This is a genomic window from Nevskia sp. (assembly GCF_051860985.1).
In the GTDB taxonomy this organism is placed as follows: domain Bacteria; phylum Pseudomonadota; class Gammaproteobacteria; order Nevskiales; family Nevskiaceae; genus Nevskia.
Map to the genome: position 1 here is coordinate 20,345 of NZ_JBIMKV010000019.1, position 15,041 is coordinate 35,385.

Sequence of the window (15,041 nt, forward strand, 5' to 3'; positions counted from 1 at the left end):
CGGGCAGATCGGTACGATGGCGGCATGCTCCAAGTCGTCTGGTTCAAGCGCGATCTGCGCCTCCACGATCACGCGCCGCTGGCGCAGGCGGCAGCGGCCGGGCCGGTGCTGCCGCTGTATCTCGTCGAACCGGGCCTGTGGCAGCAGCCGGACGCTTCGGGCCGCCACTGGGCGTTCATCCGCGAATCGCTGATCGAGCTGCGCGCAGCGCTGGCCGCACTGGGTGCGCCGCTGGTGATCCGCCGTGGCGAGGCGGTGGCGGTGTTCGAGGCACTGCGGCAGAAGCGCGGCGCGTTCGCGCTGTGGAGCCACGAGGAAACCGGCAACGGCTGGAGCTACGGCCGCGACCTCGCGGTGGCCGACTGGGCGCGCCAGCACGGCATCGCCTGGACCGAAGTGGCGCAGAACGGCGTGATCCGCCGGATGCGGAGCCGCGACGGCTGGGCGCGGCGCTGGGACCAGCGGATGTCCGCAGCCGTCATCGCCGCGCCGTTGGCGCTGCAGGCGGTCGACGTCGATCCGGGTCCGATGCCACCGGAAGCGCTGCCATGGCTGGCCGCCGATCCCTGTCCCGGCCGCCAGCCCGGCGGCCGTTCGCAGGCCGAAGCGGCGCTGCACAGCTTCCTGACCGAGCGCGGCGGCCGCTATCACCGCGAGCTGTCGAGCCCGCTGACGGCGGTGGAGTCCTGTTCGCGGCTGTCGCCGCATCTGGCCTTCGGCACCTTGTCGCTGCGCGAAGCGGCACAGGCGGCCGCCGGGCAGCTGCGCCGCATCGACCATCTGCCGCCGGAAGAACGGCAGACCTGGACGCGGGCGCTGCGCGCCTTCATCGGCCGGCTGCACTGGCATTGCCACTTCATCCAGAAGCTCGAGACCGAGCCGCGGCTCGAGTTCGAGAACACCCATCCGGCCTGCGACGGCCTGCGCGAATCGGCGTTCGACGACACGCGCTTCCGCGCCTGGGCCGAAGGCCGCACCGGCCTGCCGTTCGTCGATGCCTGCATGCGCAGCCTGATCGCCACCGGCTGGCTCAACTTCCGGATGCGGGCGATGTTGTGCGCGGTGTCGAGCTACCACCTGTGGCTGCACTGGCGCGAACCGGCGCTGCATCTGGCGCGGCTGTTCACCGACTACGAGCCCGGCATCCACTACCCGCAGATGCAGATGCAGAGCGGCGTCACCGGCATCAACACGATCCGCATCTACAACCCGGTCAAGCAGGGCCTGGACCAGGACCCGGACGGCGTCTTCATGCGCCGCTGGCTGCCGGAGCTGGCGCGGCTGCCGACCGCGCTGCTGCATACGCCGTGGAAGATGGACGAGGCCGCGCAGCGCGCCGCCGGCATCCGGCTCGGCCGCGACTATCCGCTGCCGGTCGTCGATCCGGTGGAGGCCGCGCGGATCGCCCGCGACCGGATCTGGGCCGTCCGCAAGGGGCAGGATTTCCACCGCGCGGCCGATGCGATCCAGGAACGCCACGGCAGCCGCATGGCCGGGCTGCCGCCGACCACGCGACCGCCGCGCCGCCGGAAGCCCGACAGCCAGCTCGGCCTCGATCTCGATCCGGGCTGAGCTGGCACTGCGGTCCCGGCACCGGGGGCGGTCGCCGGCTTGCCCGCGCTGGAGGCGCTGACTAGGCTCGGCGTCCACACGGAGTGCACCGATCGAGCCTCGCGCTGCACGACGCTCGCCGAGGTGCCGGGGTTCAGGGAACGGCGTGACCGACGCGGCGTGCAAGTATCCGGGCTTCATCAGCTACAGCCATCGCGATCGGGCGGTGGCCGAATGGCTGCATCGCGCGATCGAACGCTATCGCGTGCCGCGCCGGCTGATCGGCAGCCCCGGCGCCCACGGCCCGGTGCCGGCGCGGCTCTACCCGATCTTCCGTGATCGCGACGAACTGGCCGCCGGCCCGCTGGCCGGCCCGCTGATGGAGGCGATCGGGCAGTCGCGCTGCTTCGTGCTGATCTGCTCGCCGGAGTCGGCGGCATCGCGCTGGGTCAACGACGAAGTCGCCGAGTTCCTGAAGCACAGCCCGCCGTCGCGCCTGCTGTGCCTGATCGCCGATGGCGAGCCGCACGCCGCCGATCCGGCCCGCGAATGCCTGCCGCCGGTGTTGCGCGAGCGCGGCATCGAAGCGTTGGCCGCCGAGCTGCACGACGACGCCGACGGCCGCGATCACGCCCGGCTGAAGATCATCGCCGGCCTGCTCGGCGTCGGCTTCGACGAACTGCGGCGCCGCGACCTGGTGGCGCGCAACCGGCGGCTGATCGCGATTGCCGGCCTGAGCCTGGTGGTGGCGACGCTGACCGTGGTGCTGGCGCTGGTCGCGCTGCGGGCCCGCGATGAAGCCGAGCGCAGCCGCCAGCAGGGCGAGGAGCTGATCGGCTTCATGCTCGGCGAACTGCGCGAGCAGCTGGAGCCGCTCGGCAAGCTGGGCCTGCTCGATGCCGTCGGCGACCGGGCGATGGCCTATTTCGCCGGGCTCGACGGCGGCCGTGCACCCGGCCCGAAAGCGCTGGCGGCGCGCGCCCGGGCGCTGCGCCAGATCGGCGAGGTGCGGCTGGCGCAGGGCCGGCCGGCGGAGGCGCTGCAGACGCTGGTGGCGGCGCTGGCGCTGCAGCGCGAACGGGTGGCGGCGACGCCGGACGACGACGAGCAGCGCTTCGAGCTGGGCCAGACCGAGTACTGGGTCGGCTACGCGGCATGGCGGGCCGGCGATTTCGATCGCGCCGAGGCCCGTTTCCGCGCCTACCAGCAGATCGCCGAGACACTGGCCGCCCGCGCGCCCGAGCGCATCGCCTGGCAGGCCGAGGTGGCCTATGCCTGGAACAACCTCGGCGTGCTGGCTTTCGAACGCCGCCGCTATGCCGAGGCCCATGCGCTGTTTGGCCGGGCGCTGGCCGCCGGCCAGGCGCTGCAGGCGCGCGGCCCGGTGCCGCCGGATCTGGAGATGCTGCTGATCGGGACCATGTCCTGGGAAGGCCAGGCGCTGATGAAGCTTGGTGACAGCGCGGCGGCGATGGCGATCTACGCCCGCCACGCCGATCGGCTGCGGCGGCTGCTGGCCGACCGCCCGGACGACCGGCGGGCGCAGAACCTGCTGACCAGCTCGCTGAGCACCTATGGCTTTTCGGCGCTGGAGATCGACCAGCCGCTGCTGGCGCTCGACATCGCCCGCGAGGGCGCCGCCGTGGCGACGGCGCTGGTGCAGGCCGATCCCGCCAACCTCGACAACCTGGCAAGCCTCGCCTACCACCAGCAGATCGAGGGCACCGCGCGCTTCCAGCTGCGCCAGTGGCCGGCGGCGACCGAGGCGCTGGACGCGGCGATCGGCAGTCTCGACCGGCTGCTGGCGCTGGACCCGTCGCAGCAGCTGCCGAGGCTGTCGCTGCTGTCGGCACGCGAACTGGCCTTCGCGCTGCACTGGCGTGCCGGCCAGCCGACTGCCCTGCGCGCGCTGGCCCACGACGCGCTGGCCGGCCTCGATACGCTGGCCGGCGACGCCGCCGAGGCGCCGACGATCCGCGCCGCCGCCCATCTGCTGGCGCTGGAAGTGGCGCTGTATGTCGATCGCGATCCGGCGGCTGCAGCGCGCCACCGGCAGGCGGCCAGCGCCGCGCTCGATGCCGCCGACGAGCGCGCGCCGGAACTGGGCCGCCGGGTGTCGCGGCTGCAGACCTTGCTCGGCCTGATGAGCGGACTCGGTCACGTTCCTGACGCCGCATGGCCGGAGAATTACGCAGCCTGGACGTACAGTGTGGTCGGCTTCATCGAACGCCATTGCCCGCAGATCGGTGCCTCGGAACCGACGCTCGACTGCCGGCAGCTGCGACCGATGGCGGCAGCCGCCCGTGCCGCGCCGTCCCGCCCATCCGCACCGGAATCCCGCCATGACCCCTGAGACGCCTTCGTTCCCGCTGAAGACCCGCACCTACATCGAGCTGACCCGCAAGGCGATCGACGGCAACCGCTGCGACCGCGTGCCGGCGGTGTATCTGGTGTCCGGCAGCACGCCCAGCGCCTGTGACAGCGTGATTTACGAGCTGGACACCGAAGCGGCCCGCGCCTACAGCTTCCGCACCCGCGATCCGGTCACCGGCGTCAGCGAACGTGCCCGCAAGTACGCCGGCCAGCTGGTGGTCAAGCGGATCAGCGACAGCGCCGTCGAAGTGCGGCTGGCCTGCGACAGCAGCGCCGTGTTCGAGCCGGAAGAGTTCGCGCTGCACTTCACCGTCAATGGCGACATCGCCGCGCCGCCGCTGGTGTTCGATCCGCCGATCGGCGCCAAGGGCGGGCCGCGCGTCTGAGCCCGGCACCGCCCTGGAACCGCGCTGCGACCGCAGCAGGGCAGTCGTAACGGAAGACAGCGGCCGGCCCGTTCGGCAGCCGCGCCAACTTGGCTATGCTGCCCCGGCCGCGACCGGCGGCAGCGACTCCGGGATGCAGGTCTTGCGCAACTTCCGCTACTACGACTTCCTGATGGCCGGCACCGTCGCGGTGCTGCTGTGCTCCAACCTGATCGGCCCGGCCAAGGCCTGCGTGGTGAGCCTGCCGGTGATCGGCATCGTCACCTTCGGCGCTGGCAATCTGTTCTTCCCGGTCAGCTACATCTTCGGCGACGTGATGACCGAGGTGTACGGCTACGCCCGCGCCCGCCGCGCGATCTGGGCCGGCTTCGCGGCGATGATCTTCGCCACCACGATGAGCAGCATCATCCTGGCGATGCCGGCCAGCCCGACGTCCGACTACAACAAGGTGCTGCAGCCGGCGCTGGAAACGGTGTTCGGCAACACCTGGCGGATCGTGGTCGCCAGCATGCTGGCGTTCTGGGTCGGCGACTTCGTCAACTCCTTCGTGATGGCGCGGATGAAGGTCTGGAGCCAGGGCCGGCACCTGTGGATGCGCACCATCGGCTCGACGATCTGCGGCCAGTCGATCGACAGCCTGCTGTTCTACCCGGTGGCGTTCTTCGGCATTCTCGACAACGCCACGCTCGCCTCGCTGATGGCCTTCAACGTGCTGTTCAAGATCGGCGTCGAAGTGCTGTTCACGCCGGCCACCTACTGGGTGGTGCATGCGCTGAAACGCGCCGAGGGCGTCGACACCTATGACACCCACACCTCGTTCTCGCCGTTCTCGCTGAAGGACGAAGGCGAGTCGCGCCGGATCGACTGACAGTGCCGGCGTTCAGCTGCGGTTCGGGCAGCGGCTGCAACAGTCCGGGCCGGTCCCGACTCCCGGAAGCCCCGATGCTGACCCGCCTGTACCTGTCCTTCCTCGCCGCCTTCGTCGCGCTGCTGCTCGCCGGCGCTGCGCGCGCCGCCGGCAGCGCCACGGTGGTAGCCGGCGACAATCTGAACGATCCCGCCGCCACCTCGGTGCGCTCGCGAATCGAGTTCGACACGCCGAATCGCGTGCGCGTGCAGGCCGATCGCGGCGTCGACGGCTACCTGCTGGTGCGCGACGGCCGCGCCTATGCGGTGGCCGATCTCAACGGCCAGCAGATGGTCTTCGACTACGCCCAGACGATGGCGAAGTTCGGCGGCCTGGCGCGCAGCCTGGCGCCGCGCAGCCTGGTCACCGACGGCCGCTTCGTCAGCCTGACCGGACCGGGACGCAGCGAGACCATCGCCGGCCTCAGCGGCCGCGTCTGGCTGCTGACCACGGTCAACAAGGCCGGCCACGAGCGCCGGGACGAACTGGTGCTGACCGCCGACCCGCGCGTGCGCGAGCTGACCGATGCGCTGCTGGCCACCGGCCGCATCGTCGCCAAGGCGTTCCCGGAACTCGATGCCGAGGCCAACGAGCAGCTGGCCGCCGAACTGCGCAAGCGCGGCACCGGCCTGCTGCGGGTCGGCAACAGCTTCCTGCTTGAACGGCTCGATCCGGCCAGCCCGGCGGCGCCGCGCTTCGCGCTGCCGGCCGAACCAACGGTGCTGCCGGATCTCGGCGGCCTGTTCGGCCGCTGAGCGGACCCGCTCAGAAGAACGCCATCGTCCGCACTTCGATGCTCTCGCGCGGCCGGGCATCGGGCCGCGTGTCCGGATGCTCGAAGGCGCTGTGGAACATGAACCGGGCCCGGCCGTCGGTGGCCGAGTCGTAGGTCTTCAGCAGCAGCGCCTGACGGGCATCCATGCCGGGGAAGTAGAACCAGCGATGCGCCGGATTCGGGCGCATGACGTGGATCTCGCCGGTGCGCTCGCGGTACTTCAGGTCCATCAGCAGCAGATCGTCCGGCGACTGCGTGCTGGCATCGCACATCGCCAAGGGCAGTTCCTCGACTGGCGCATACAGCGGCTTCCAGACGTTGTAGAACGCCACCCGGCGCGCCAGCAGCGCGTCCGCCTCGTCGGGCAGCAGGTCGCGCAGCCGCTGCGGGCCGCTGCGCTCGGTGTAGTCGCTGTGCACCAGCAGTACCGCCGGACGCTGCACGGTGGTCTGCACGCTCAGATCGTCGGCCGGCATCCGGCGGCGGATCGTGTGATCGAACACCACCACGCGGCGCGCGCCGCTGTGCTGCCGGACATGCTCGACGACCTGCGCGTAATAGGCAGCGGTCACCGCCGCGTCATCGTCGAAGGCGGTGAAGCCGGCCGGAAAATCGTGGATCTCGAAGCCTTCGCGGTCGGCGCTGAACCGGTCTGCCTGCGGCCAGCCATCATGGATCGGCACGGTGCGCGCCTCGCTGCCCGGCGGATTGCGGTCGACGTCGCCGTCCGGCTCGTAGAACCAGGTGTTCAGCCGGCGGCCGTTGTCGGCGCTGTAGTGCAGGGTGGCGAGGATCGGGGCGGAAGCGGTCATCGGCGGGCGGTTCCGGGAAGGGTCTGGCCGATGGTTGCCGGGCCGGCGCGGCCCAGCAAGGGGGACGCGCCCGGTCCCGCCGCCGTCAGTTCGACTTGCGCCGCGGCCGCGCCTTCGGCGTCAGCTTCAGCACCGGCTCGTCGCCGCCGGACAGGCCGGGCACGACGACCACACCGGCTTCGGCCAGCATCCGCAACTGGGCGCTGATGGCGTCGCTCGGCCCTTCGGCGCGCAGGTAGCGGCCATCTTCCTGCAGCAGCCAGCTTTGCGCAGTGTCGGCGAGATAGGTTTCCAGGTGCTCGCGCACGCGGCTGCTGATCTCCGGATCGCGCAGCGGGAAGGCGATCTCGACCCGGCGCAGCAGGTTGCGCTCCATCCAGTCGGCGCTCGACAGCCAGACCTCGTCGTGGCCGCCGTTGTGGAACCAGAACGCCCGCTGGTGCTCGAGGAAGCGGCCGACCACCGAGCGCACCCGGATGTTGTCCGACAGCCCCGGCACGCCAGGCCGCAGCGAGCACATGCCGCGCACGATCAGGTCGATCTGCACGCCGGCCTGCGAGGCCTCGTACAGCGTCTTGATGGTTTCCGGCTCGACCAGGCCGTTCATCTTGGCGACGATCCGCGCCGGCTTGCCGGCCAGCGCCTGCCGGCGTTCGTGGTCGATGCGCTCGCGGATGCCGGTGGCCAAGGTGAACGGCGCCTGCAGCAGCCGGGTCAGCGCCGGCACCTTGCCAAGACTGGTCAGCTGCAGGAACACGTTGTGGACGTCGCGGCAGATTTCGGCGTCGGCGGTCAGCAGGCCGTAGTCGGTGTACATCCGCGCGGTGCGCGGGTGGTAGTTGCCGGTGCCGAGGTGCGCGTAATGGCGCAGGCCGCTGTCCTCGCGGCGGACGATCAGCATCATCTTGGCGTGGGTCTTGTAGCCGACCACGCCGTAGACGACATGAGCGCCGACGTCCTGCAGCGCTTCCGCCAGCGAGATGTTGTCGGCCTCGTCGAAGCGCGCCCGCAGCTCGACGACCACGGTCACTTCCTTGCCGGCCCGGGCGGCCTGGATCAGCGCCTCGGCTACCGCGCTCTTGGCGCCGGTGCGGTACAGCGTCTGCTTGATCGCCAGCACGTTGGGGTCTTTCGCGGCCTGGCGCAGCAGCTCCAGCACCGGCGCGAAGGAATCGTAGGGATGCTGCAGCAGCCGGTCCTTCTCGCGCATCGCCGCGAACAGGTCGCCGGCCAGCGGCTTCGGCACGCGCGGCGTGAACGGCAGGTCCTTGAGATCGGCGCGGTCGATCAGATCCGGCACGGTCAGCAGCCGCATAAGGTTGACCGGGCCGTTGCAGGGGTAGATGTCGGCGTTCGACAGGTTCAGCTCGTCGGCCAGGTAGCGGATCAGCTCGTCCGGGCAGTTGTGCGCCACTTCCAGCCGCACGGTATCGCCCCACTGGCGCTGCTCCAGCTCGTCTTCGAGCGCTTCGAGCAGGTCCGAGGCTTCCGCCTCGTCGACCAGCAGGTCCGAATTGCGGGTGACGCGGAACTGGTAGCAGCCGCTCGGCTCCATGCCTGGAAACAGCTGGCCGACCTGGGCATGGATGACGCTCGACAGGAACACGAAATCGTGCGGTCCGGTGCCCGGCACGCTGGCCGGAATTTGGATCAACCGCGGCAGCGCGCGCGGGGCCTGCACCACCGCGTAGCCGATGTTGCGGCCGAAGGCATCGCGACCGTCGAGGCCGACGATGAAGTTCAGCGACTTGTTCATGATCCGCGGGAACGGATGCGCCGGATCGAGGCCGATCGGCGACAGCACCGGCATCACCTCGTTCTCGAAGTAGGCCTTCAGCCAGATCTCCTGCTCTGCCGACCAGCTGGCGCGGCGCAGGAAGCGGATCGACTCGGCTTCCAGCGCCGGGATCAGCACGTCGTTCAGCACCCGGTACTGGTCGTCGACCAGCGCATGCGCGGAAGCCGCGATCGCCGCCAGCAGCTCGGTCGGCGTGTTGCCGTCCGGGCCGACCGTCGTAGCGCCGACCTTGACCATCTGCTTGAGACCGGCAACGCGGATCTCGAAAAACTCGTCGAGGTTCGAGCAGGAAATGCACAGGAACTTCAGCCGCTCCAGCAGCGGCACCCGGACATCCTCCGCCTGCGCCAGCACCCGGCGATTGAATTCGAGCAGCGACAGTTCGCGGTTGATGAACGTGGGCAGCGGCGACGGCGGCATGGCAGTCATGCGGAGCGGGAACGCGATGAAGGGATGGGGAATCCTACTAGAAGCCTGTTTTATGAAGCTTTTGTGACAGCGCGCCGGAACCGCGGGTTCACCGGCCAGCCAGCAGGGCACGCAGCGGCGCCAGCTCGGCCTCGTCCGCACCTTCTCCGCCGAGCAGGGCCAGCGCCTGCTGCAGTTCGGCGCGGCCCTCGTCGCGGCGGCCGAGGCCGATCAGCACCTGGCCGCGCAGCGCCGCCAGCTTGCCGGCGCCGCTGGCATCGGCCGAGGCATCGGCCAGCCGGCCGCTCGACACCGGCGTCAGCACGGCCAGCGCGTCGCCGTGCCGGCCCAGCGCCAGCAGCACGCTGGCGTGCGAGAAACGCGCCGCATCGACCAGGCTGGAGCCTTCGCCCGAGGTCTTGACCAGACCCTGCACCGCCGCCGCCAGATGCCGTTCGGCCACCGCCAGCCGGCCGATCTCGTGCTCGGCATCGCCCAGGTTCAGCCGCTCGACCAGCGTGTACTGGTTGGCCTCGCCCCAGCGGCGGACGCTGCGGGCATAGACCTCGCGCTGGATCTCGGCGCGCCGGGCGACATCGCCGACCAGGCTGTACAGGTAGCCGAGCGAGGACAGCGCGGCGATCGTCGACTGGTCATCCGGGCCGCGCGCCTTCTCGTGATCGGCGACCGCCTGCTGCAGATACGGAATGCCCTCCGCCGGCCGGCCGAGATTGCGCAGCGCATTGCCGAGCAGACGCCGCGCGGTGCCCAGCGTCGACAGCCCGACATTGGCTTCGGTGTAGGGATCGCCGGCCAGGATTTCCTGGGCGATGGCCTGCGCGGCAGCCGGTTCGCCGAGCCGCAACCGGGCATCGCCGATGGTCAGCCGGATATGGGCGGCCAGCGCGATGTCGTCCGGCTGCACGGCGCGCTGGATGGCCTGGGCGGCGCTGTAGGCCTCCAGCGCCGGCGTCAGCTCCAGCCGCTGGAAGTGGTAGCTGCCGCGCGCCAGCTGAGCGCGCAGGCCCAGTTCGCCGATCGCCGCGCGGCGCACGCCGGCCAGCGCATCGGCTTCGTCCAGGCGCTGCTTCGCCTCGTCGAACTTCGACAATCGCACCAGCACCGTCACCAGATCGTATTCGCCGAGCAGCCGCTGCTCATCGTCCGGCAGCCGCTGCAGGCGGTTCAGCTCGGTGACCCGGCGCAGCTCGCCTTCGGCGGTCGCGTAGTCGCCGAGGATGCGGTAGGCACGGCCGAGCGTGGTGCGGATGCCGGCCTCGATCAGCGGCGCCTCGACGAAGCGGCCGTCAAGGCGCAGGCGGGCGGCGTCGATCAGCTCGCGCAGGGTCGGGTTGCGGTCGTAGGCGATCGTCGAGGTGCGGCTGCGACCGCCGCCGAGCAGGTCGACGTTGAGGAAGCGGTTCATCTCCGTGGCCAGCGCCGCCTGCACGATCGCCTCGTCACGGGCGCGGTCGGCGGCGCGGTACTGCCAGGCGGTGGCGGCCAGGCCGGCGACCAGCGCTGCGGTCGCCGCCGCGATCCACGGCCGCCGCGCCCGGTTGCGGGCCAGCGCCGCCTCGGCCTCGATCAGCCGCTGCTCGCGCAGCCGCGCGTCGGCAGCGGCCGCGCGGCGCGCCTCAAGACCCGCCAGGTGCTCGATCAGCGCGGCCACCGTCGGCAGCCGGCGCGCCGGGTCGCCGTCGGTGGCCAGCGCGATCGACTGGCACAGCAGCGGATCGCCGATGCCGGCCTCCCAGCCCGGCGCGATCGGCCGGTTCAGGTCGCCGACCAGCAACTGCCAGAGCAGCAGGCCGAGCGCGTAGACATCGCTCTGCACGGTCGGCGCCTGGCCGGCGATCAGCTCCGGCGCGAGGTACAGCGGCGTGCCGCTGCTGTCGCCGTTGAAGGCCTCGGTCACGGTCATGCCGAGCCGGGTGATGCCGAGCGCGGCCAGCCGTTCCGGGTTCAGCAGCCGGCCGCTGCCGAAGTCGGTCAGCCGCGGCCGCCAGCGGCCGTCGGCGGCCGCGGTGATCAGCACGTTGGCCGGCTTCAGGTCCTTGTGCAGCACACCGACGCCGTGGGCGGCGGCCACCGCGTGGGCGATCTTCAGGAACAGCGCCAGCCGCGCCGGACGATCGAGCGCCGCCAGGTGACCGGCGTCCGCCCAGTCGTGCAGGTTGTCGCCGCCGTACTCGCATTCGAGGAAGAACGGCGGCGCCTCGAAGTTCCAGTCGACGATGCGGGCGAAGTCGTCGCGCTCGCCGAGGCCGTCGACCAGCACGCGGTACAGCGTCGCCTCGCGCTTGAGCATCGCCAGCCGCTCGCCGTCACCGCTGAACTTGAACACCCGCAGTTCGCGCGTGCGGCCGTGCCGGGCCAGCCAGACCTCGCTGGCGCGCGACGGATTGAGCTGCCGCTCCAGCTGCCATTCGGGCCGCTGCGGCACGGTCTGGGCGCCGGCCAGCTGCAGGCGGCTGGCCAGCCGGCGGCCGCTGGCAACGCGTTCGACCGGGCCGTTGCAGCGGTAGCCGAGCCTCGGCAGCGTGACGATCCGCTCGGCCTCGGCCGGCCCGAGCGCCTTGCGGAGCTTGGCGATGGCATTCGGCAGCACGTTGTCGACCGTCGGCCGGCCGCTCCAGACGCGCGCGAACAGCTCCTCCTTGGTGACCACTTCGCCGACGTGGCGCAGCAGCTCGGCGAGCAGCTGCAGCGGCTTCTGCTCCAGCTCGACGACCAGACCGCCGACCACCAGCTCGAAGCGCACCTCGTCGAACTCGACGCTGCCGAAACGATAGCGGTACAGCGGCATTTCCGAGCCAGCGTCGACAGCCACGCGCATCACCTCCCCGAACACTCGCCTGACCGCAGGCCGACCCGGCGCGCGGCGGCTTCACTGTAAGCCGCCGACATGGCCGGGGGAACCCGCAGGCCGCCGGCGACCGGCTGACGAGCCCTTGGCAAATCAGCAGCTTGCAGCGCGTTAGGAATCCGTTAGCTGGCGTGATGGCCGAGGCGCCGCCGGTGCCGGAGGCTGCAACGCATTCCCGACCCGCCGCGAACGCCCGATGCCGATGCCGCGCGCCTTTCGCCTGATCACCGTTGCCGCTGCCGTGCTCGGCCTGCTGGCCGCCTGCGGCGATCACCTGGAGGACGACATCCGCCAGCGCTTCGCCGAACGCCATGACCGGGCGCTGTGCTTCCGGCTGGAAGCGCCATACCCGGCGGTGATCACGGCCGGGCCGGCGCAGCGCGAAACCTTGCTGTGGCTGTCGGCGCTGGAACGGGCCGGCCTGCTGAGCCGCCGCGAGCTGCCGGCCGATCACGATCCGGCGGCCGCCGGGCCGCGCCTCGAATTCAGCCTGACCGACGCCGGCCGCGCGCAGATCCGTCCGGCCCAGGGCTTCTGCTACGGCCGGGCGGAGATCGTCGAGGTGATCGACTACACCCGCCCGTCCGAGATCAACGGCGCCGCCACCGTGCAGGCCGAGGCGCGGCTGCGCCGCCGGATCGACGCCGACTGGGCCCGCGATCCAGCGCTGGCGGCGCTGATCGCCACCGGCGACGACACCGTCCGGATGCTGCTGATCAACAAGGCCAAGGGCGGCTGGTCGCCCGCTTACTGACCCGATCCCCACGCCAAGGAGTTGCGCCGATGCCACCGAACCGCCCCACCCTGCTGTCCCTCGCGCTGACCGCCGCGCTGCTCGCGGCCGGCTGCGGTGGCAGTGATGCGCCGCCGAAGATCGCCGCCGCCTCGCCGGCACCGGCTGCTGCCGGCAACAAGGCCTCGACCCGTCCGGAAGACAACCTGCCCGACGCCCGCTGCCCGTCGAAGGCCGGCACCGCGCTGCCGGGCCCGGACATCGTCGGGCTCAAGCTCGGCATGTCGTTCGACGAAGCGCTCAACCACGCGCGCTGCGCGATGGACGACGGCGTCATCGGCTTCACGCCGCGCTGGTTCCAGCAGCTGCGCACCGGCAGCACGGTGCTGCGGAACCAGGGCTTCACGATCCAGCGCGGCGACACCGCCGAGTGCGTGTTCAAGAGCCTTGGCGATGCCCAGAAGTGCGGCCTCGGCCGGCGTGTCTGGGAGCATGTCGACGAGCTGATCTCGGTGGCCGCGCCGGGCCTCGACGGCCACCAGACCGTGGTCGGCATCTGGCGCACGCAGAACTGGAAGCCGGGCGCGATGCCGTCGCGCGCCTCGGTGCTGCAGGCGCTACGCGACAAGTACGGCCGGGAAGGCGAGCTGACCGAGCAGCCGAGCGGCACCGCCAGCTGGCGCTACGACACCGCCGGCGAGCCGCTGAGCAAGGCCAGCCCGCAGTTCACCCAGTGCTACGGCATCAGCGCCCGGCACAACGGCTCGCAGGCCTGGCGCGAAGGCTGCGGACTGTCGATCAGCGCCGATCTGATCCCGCCGCGCGACAACCCGCAGCTGGTGCAGACGCTGTACGTCGGCATGGCGCACCAGCAGCAGCTGATCGACTACGGCGATGCCCTGCAGGCCGAACTGGACCGGCTCGATGCCGCGCGCCGCCAGTCGGAAGTCGACGCCGCGTCCGGCTCGGCGCCGAAGCTGTGAGGCCGTCGGCGATGGCGCGCGGCGCGCAGGCAGCTGGCCTGTCGCTGTCGGTGCTGGCGATGGCCGGCTGCGGCGATCAGGCTCCGACCGCTACCGCTGCTGGGCCCGCTCCGGCAGCGGTCGGGGCGGCACCGGCGGCACGGGCTGCAGCGGGCGACGCACGCCCCGGCACCGCCGGTGCTGGCGGCGCTGCCGCTGCGTCGTTCGGCAGCGGCCTGCTGGCCTATCCGGATGATCTGCAGATGATCCTGCTGGCCCAGCGGCTGGCCGGCGGCGACCCGGTGGCCACCATCGCCCGCTGGGCCGAGGCCAGCCCGGCCGTGCGCCAGGCCAACGAGTTCCAGCGCGATGCGGCGCTGGCTGCCGAACGTCAGCGGCTGGAAGCCGTGCTGGCAGCGGTGGCCGATAGCGGCCGGCTGCGCATCCGCACCACCACACAGCTGGGCGACTACGACACCGCCGCCGGGGTCTGGTACCTGAGCGCCTTCCAGCCGGGCAGCCTTTTCACCTTCAGCCATCAGCGCGACAGCGCCGCGCTGGCAATGCAGAACGCCCGTGAGGCCTATCGCTGGCCGATGCCCGCCGCCGAGGCCGAGGCGCTGAAGCGCAAGACCCAGTACCGGACCGTGGAGGTCGACATCGACCTGACCATCACCGGTGCCCGGATGCGCGGCAACGGCCCGCAGGTCGATGCCCGGATCACCGCCTTCCAGCTCGGTATCGCCGGCAGCAACGGCGGCGAGATCGCCCAGGTTCGCCTGGCCGATGGTTCGCCATGACGCAGTCCCCGCCCCCACCCGTCACCCAGGAGCCCCCATGTCCGCCAGCCTGATCACCACGCTTCACGTCGGCAGCCGGCCGATCGAAATCCATACCTTCAGCGGCGAAGTGCTGGAATCGCAGAAGTGGACCACCACGCAGATTTCCGGCGGCGGCGGTGGCGGCTACAGCCACAACGGCACCGGCTTTTCATCCAGCGCGCCGGTGCGCTCGCACACCACCACGCACGACCAGATCTTCGTCCGCGCCGCCAGCGGCGAGGAACGGGCGCTGGAGCTGTCGGACGTGCATCTGGCGGTACGCAAGGGCCAGTGGCTGACCCTGGTGCTGGCGATCCGGGCCGGCAAGCACGAAGGCCCGTACGTGGCGATCCTCAACCACAACACCGGCTCGATGGACTGGGTCGCCAAGGCGGTCAACGACAGCTGTGGGCCGATGTTCTACAACCTGCTGATCGTGGTCGGCGTGTTTGCCGGTGTCGGCGGCGTCTTCGCCCTGCTCGGGGGCACCTTCTTCACGGGCCTGCTGTTCGCCGGTCTCGGCATCGGCGGCATCCTGTGGATCGTCCGCCGCCGCAAGGCATTCAAGGCCGGGATCAGTGCGCTGACCACGCAGCTGCGCACCCAGCACGGGCCGCCGAAAGTCTGAAGCGCCCGCGCGGGCCGG

At 71.2% G+C, this 15,041-nt stretch carries 12 protein-coding genes; 9 read left to right on the plus strand and 3 right to left on the minus strand.

Annotated features, from left to right (window positions below; translation table 11 throughout):
- The first annotated feature begins 24 nt into the window (after nucleotides 1-24).
- From ACTIGJ_RS16550 to ACTIGJ_RS16570, 5 genes are all read left to right on the plus strand, one after another.
- Nucleotides 25-1,572 (plus strand): deoxyribodipyrimidine photo-lyase/cryptochrome family protein, encoded by a 1,548-nt coding sequence (locus ACTIGJ_RS16550; RefSeq protein ID WP_439641423.1) that lies wholly within the window; start codon nucleotides 25-27, stop codon nucleotides 1,570-1,572.
- Nucleotides 1,573-1,717: 145 nt separating this feature from the next.
- Nucleotides 1,718-3,904, plus strand: coding sequence for a TIR domain-containing protein (locus tag ACTIGJ_RS16555; RefSeq protein WP_439641424.1), 2,187 nt, complete (start codon nucleotides 1,718-1,720; stop codon nucleotides 3,902-3,904).
- On the plus strand, nucleotides 3,894-4,310 hold the full coding sequence (locus ACTIGJ_RS16560; RefSeq protein ID WP_439641425.1) for a hypothetical protein: 417 nt from the start codon (nucleotides 3,894-3,896) through the stop codon (nucleotides 4,308-4,310). The genes ACTIGJ_RS16555 and ACTIGJ_RS16560 overlap by 11 nt, the downstream gene beginning before the upstream one ends.
- 133 nt (nucleotides 4,311-4,443) lie before the next feature.
- Complete coding sequence (locus ACTIGJ_RS16565; RefSeq protein WP_439641426.1) at nucleotides 4,444-5,178, plus strand: queuosine precursor transporter; 735 nt, start codon at nucleotides 4,444-4,446, stop codon at nucleotides 5,176-5,178.
- Between the two features lie 74 nt (nucleotides 5,179-5,252).
- The gene (locus tag ACTIGJ_RS16570; protein WP_439641427.1) at nucleotides 5,253-5,972 is read left to right on the plus strand and encodes a hypothetical protein; all 720 of its coding nucleotides are present in this window, start codon (nucleotides 5,253-5,255) and stop codon (nucleotides 5,970-5,972) included.
- A gap of 10 nt (nucleotides 5,973-5,982) precedes the next feature.
- Here the strand turns inward: ACTIGJ_RS16570 and ACTIGJ_RS16575 are convergent, their stop codons facing one another.
- The 3 genes from ACTIGJ_RS16575 to ACTIGJ_RS16585 all read right to left on the minus strand — a co-directional run bounded on the left by ACTIGJ_RS16575 (nucleotide 5,983) and on the right by ACTIGJ_RS16585 (nucleotide 11,849).
- A complete protein-coding gene (locus ACTIGJ_RS16575; RefSeq protein ID WP_439641428.1) occupies nucleotides 5,983-6,804 on the minus strand; it encodes a CmcJ/NvfI family oxidoreductase in 822 nt (273 codons plus the stop codon).
- 85 nt (nucleotides 6,805-6,889) lie between these two features.
- A complete protein-coding gene (ppk1, locus tag ACTIGJ_RS16580) occupies nucleotides 6,890-9,031 on the minus strand; it encodes a polyphosphate kinase 1 (RefSeq protein ID WP_439641429.1) in 2,142 nt (713 codons plus the stop codon).
- Between the two features lie 88 nt (nucleotides 9,032-9,119).
- Nucleotides 9,120-11,849, minus strand: coding sequence for a protein kinase domain-containing protein (locus ACTIGJ_RS16585; protein ID WP_439641430.1), 2,730 nt, complete (start codon nucleotides 11,847-11,849; stop codon nucleotides 9,120-9,122).
- Nucleotides 11,850-12,081: 232 nt separating this feature from the next.
- Between ACTIGJ_RS16585 and ACTIGJ_RS16590 the strand changes: the two genes are divergently transcribed.
- Genes ACTIGJ_RS16590 through ACTIGJ_RS16605 form a run of 4 tightly spaced genes read left to right on the plus strand, consistent with a single transcriptional unit; the run spans nucleotide 12,082 to nucleotide 15,023 of the window.
- Nucleotides 12,082-12,633 carry a hypothetical protein gene (locus ACTIGJ_RS16590; RefSeq protein ID WP_439641431.1) on the plus strand — a complete coding sequence of 184 codons (552 nt, stop codon included), beginning with the start codon at nucleotides 12,082-12,084 and terminating at the stop codon, nucleotides 12,631-12,633.
- Nucleotides 12,634-12,662: 29 nt separating this feature from the next.
- On the plus strand, nucleotides 12,663-13,595 hold the full coding sequence (locus ACTIGJ_RS16595; protein WP_439641432.1) for a hypothetical protein: 933 nt from the start codon (nucleotides 12,663-12,665) through the stop codon (nucleotides 13,593-13,595).
- Between the two features lie 11 nt (nucleotides 13,596-13,606).
- Complete coding sequence (locus tag ACTIGJ_RS16600; protein WP_439641433.1) at nucleotides 13,607-14,374, plus strand: hypothetical protein; 768 nt, start codon at nucleotides 13,607-13,609, stop codon at nucleotides 14,372-14,374.
- A gap of 37 nt (nucleotides 14,375-14,411) precedes the next feature.
- Nucleotides 14,412-15,023: a hypothetical protein gene (locus tag ACTIGJ_RS16605; protein WP_439641434.1), complete on the plus strand. Its 612-nt coding sequence runs from the start codon at nucleotides 14,412-14,414 to the stop codon at nucleotides 15,021-15,023.
- Nucleotides 15,024-15,041: the final 18 nt, after the last annotated feature.

Excerpts from the sequence above, each read along its gene's own strand:
- ACTIGJ_RS16550 (WP_439641423.1), top strand. The coding sequence starts at position 25 with ATGCTCCAAGTCGTCTGGTTCAAGCGCGATCTGCGCCTCCACGATCAC.
- ACTIGJ_RS16565 (WP_439641426.1), top strand. The coding sequence starts at position 4,444 with ATGCAGGTCTTGCGCAACTTCCGCTACTACGACTTCCTGATGGCCGGC.
- ACTIGJ_RS16560 (WP_439641425.1), top strand. The coding sequence starts at position 3,894 with ATGACCCCTGAGACGCCTTCGTTCCCGCTGAAGACCCGCACCTACATC.
- ACTIGJ_RS16595 (WP_439641432.1), top strand. The coding sequence starts at position 12,663 with ATGCCACCGAACCGCCCCACCCTGCTGTCCCTCGCGCTGACCGCCGCG.
- ACTIGJ_RS16570 (WP_439641427.1), top strand. The coding sequence starts at position 5,253 with ATGCTGACCCGCCTGTACCTGTCCTTCCTCGCCGCCTTCGTCGCGCTG.
- ppk1 (WP_439641429.1), bottom strand. The coding sequence starts at position 9,031 with ATGACTGCCATGCCGCCGTCGCCGCTGCCCACGTTCATCAACCGCGAA.
- ACTIGJ_RS16585 (WP_439641430.1), bottom strand. The coding sequence starts at position 11,849 with ATGCGCGTGGCTGTCGACGCTGGCTCGGAAATGCCGCTGTACCGCTAT.
- ACTIGJ_RS16605 (WP_439641434.1), top strand. The coding sequence starts at position 14,412 with ATGTCCGCCAGCCTGATCACCACGCTTCACGTCGGCAGCCGGCCGATC.
- ACTIGJ_RS16590 (WP_439641431.1), top strand. The coding sequence starts at position 12,082 with ATGCCGCGCGCCTTTCGCCTGATCACCGTTGCCGCTGCCGTGCTCGGC.
- ACTIGJ_RS16575 (WP_439641428.1), bottom strand. The coding sequence starts at position 6,804 with ATGACCGCTTCCGCCCCGATCCTCGCCACCCTGCACTACAGCGCCGAC.
- ACTIGJ_RS16600 (WP_439641433.1), top strand. The coding sequence starts at position 13,607 with ATGGCGCGCGGCGCGCAGGCAGCTGGCCTGTCGCTGTCGGTGCTGGCG.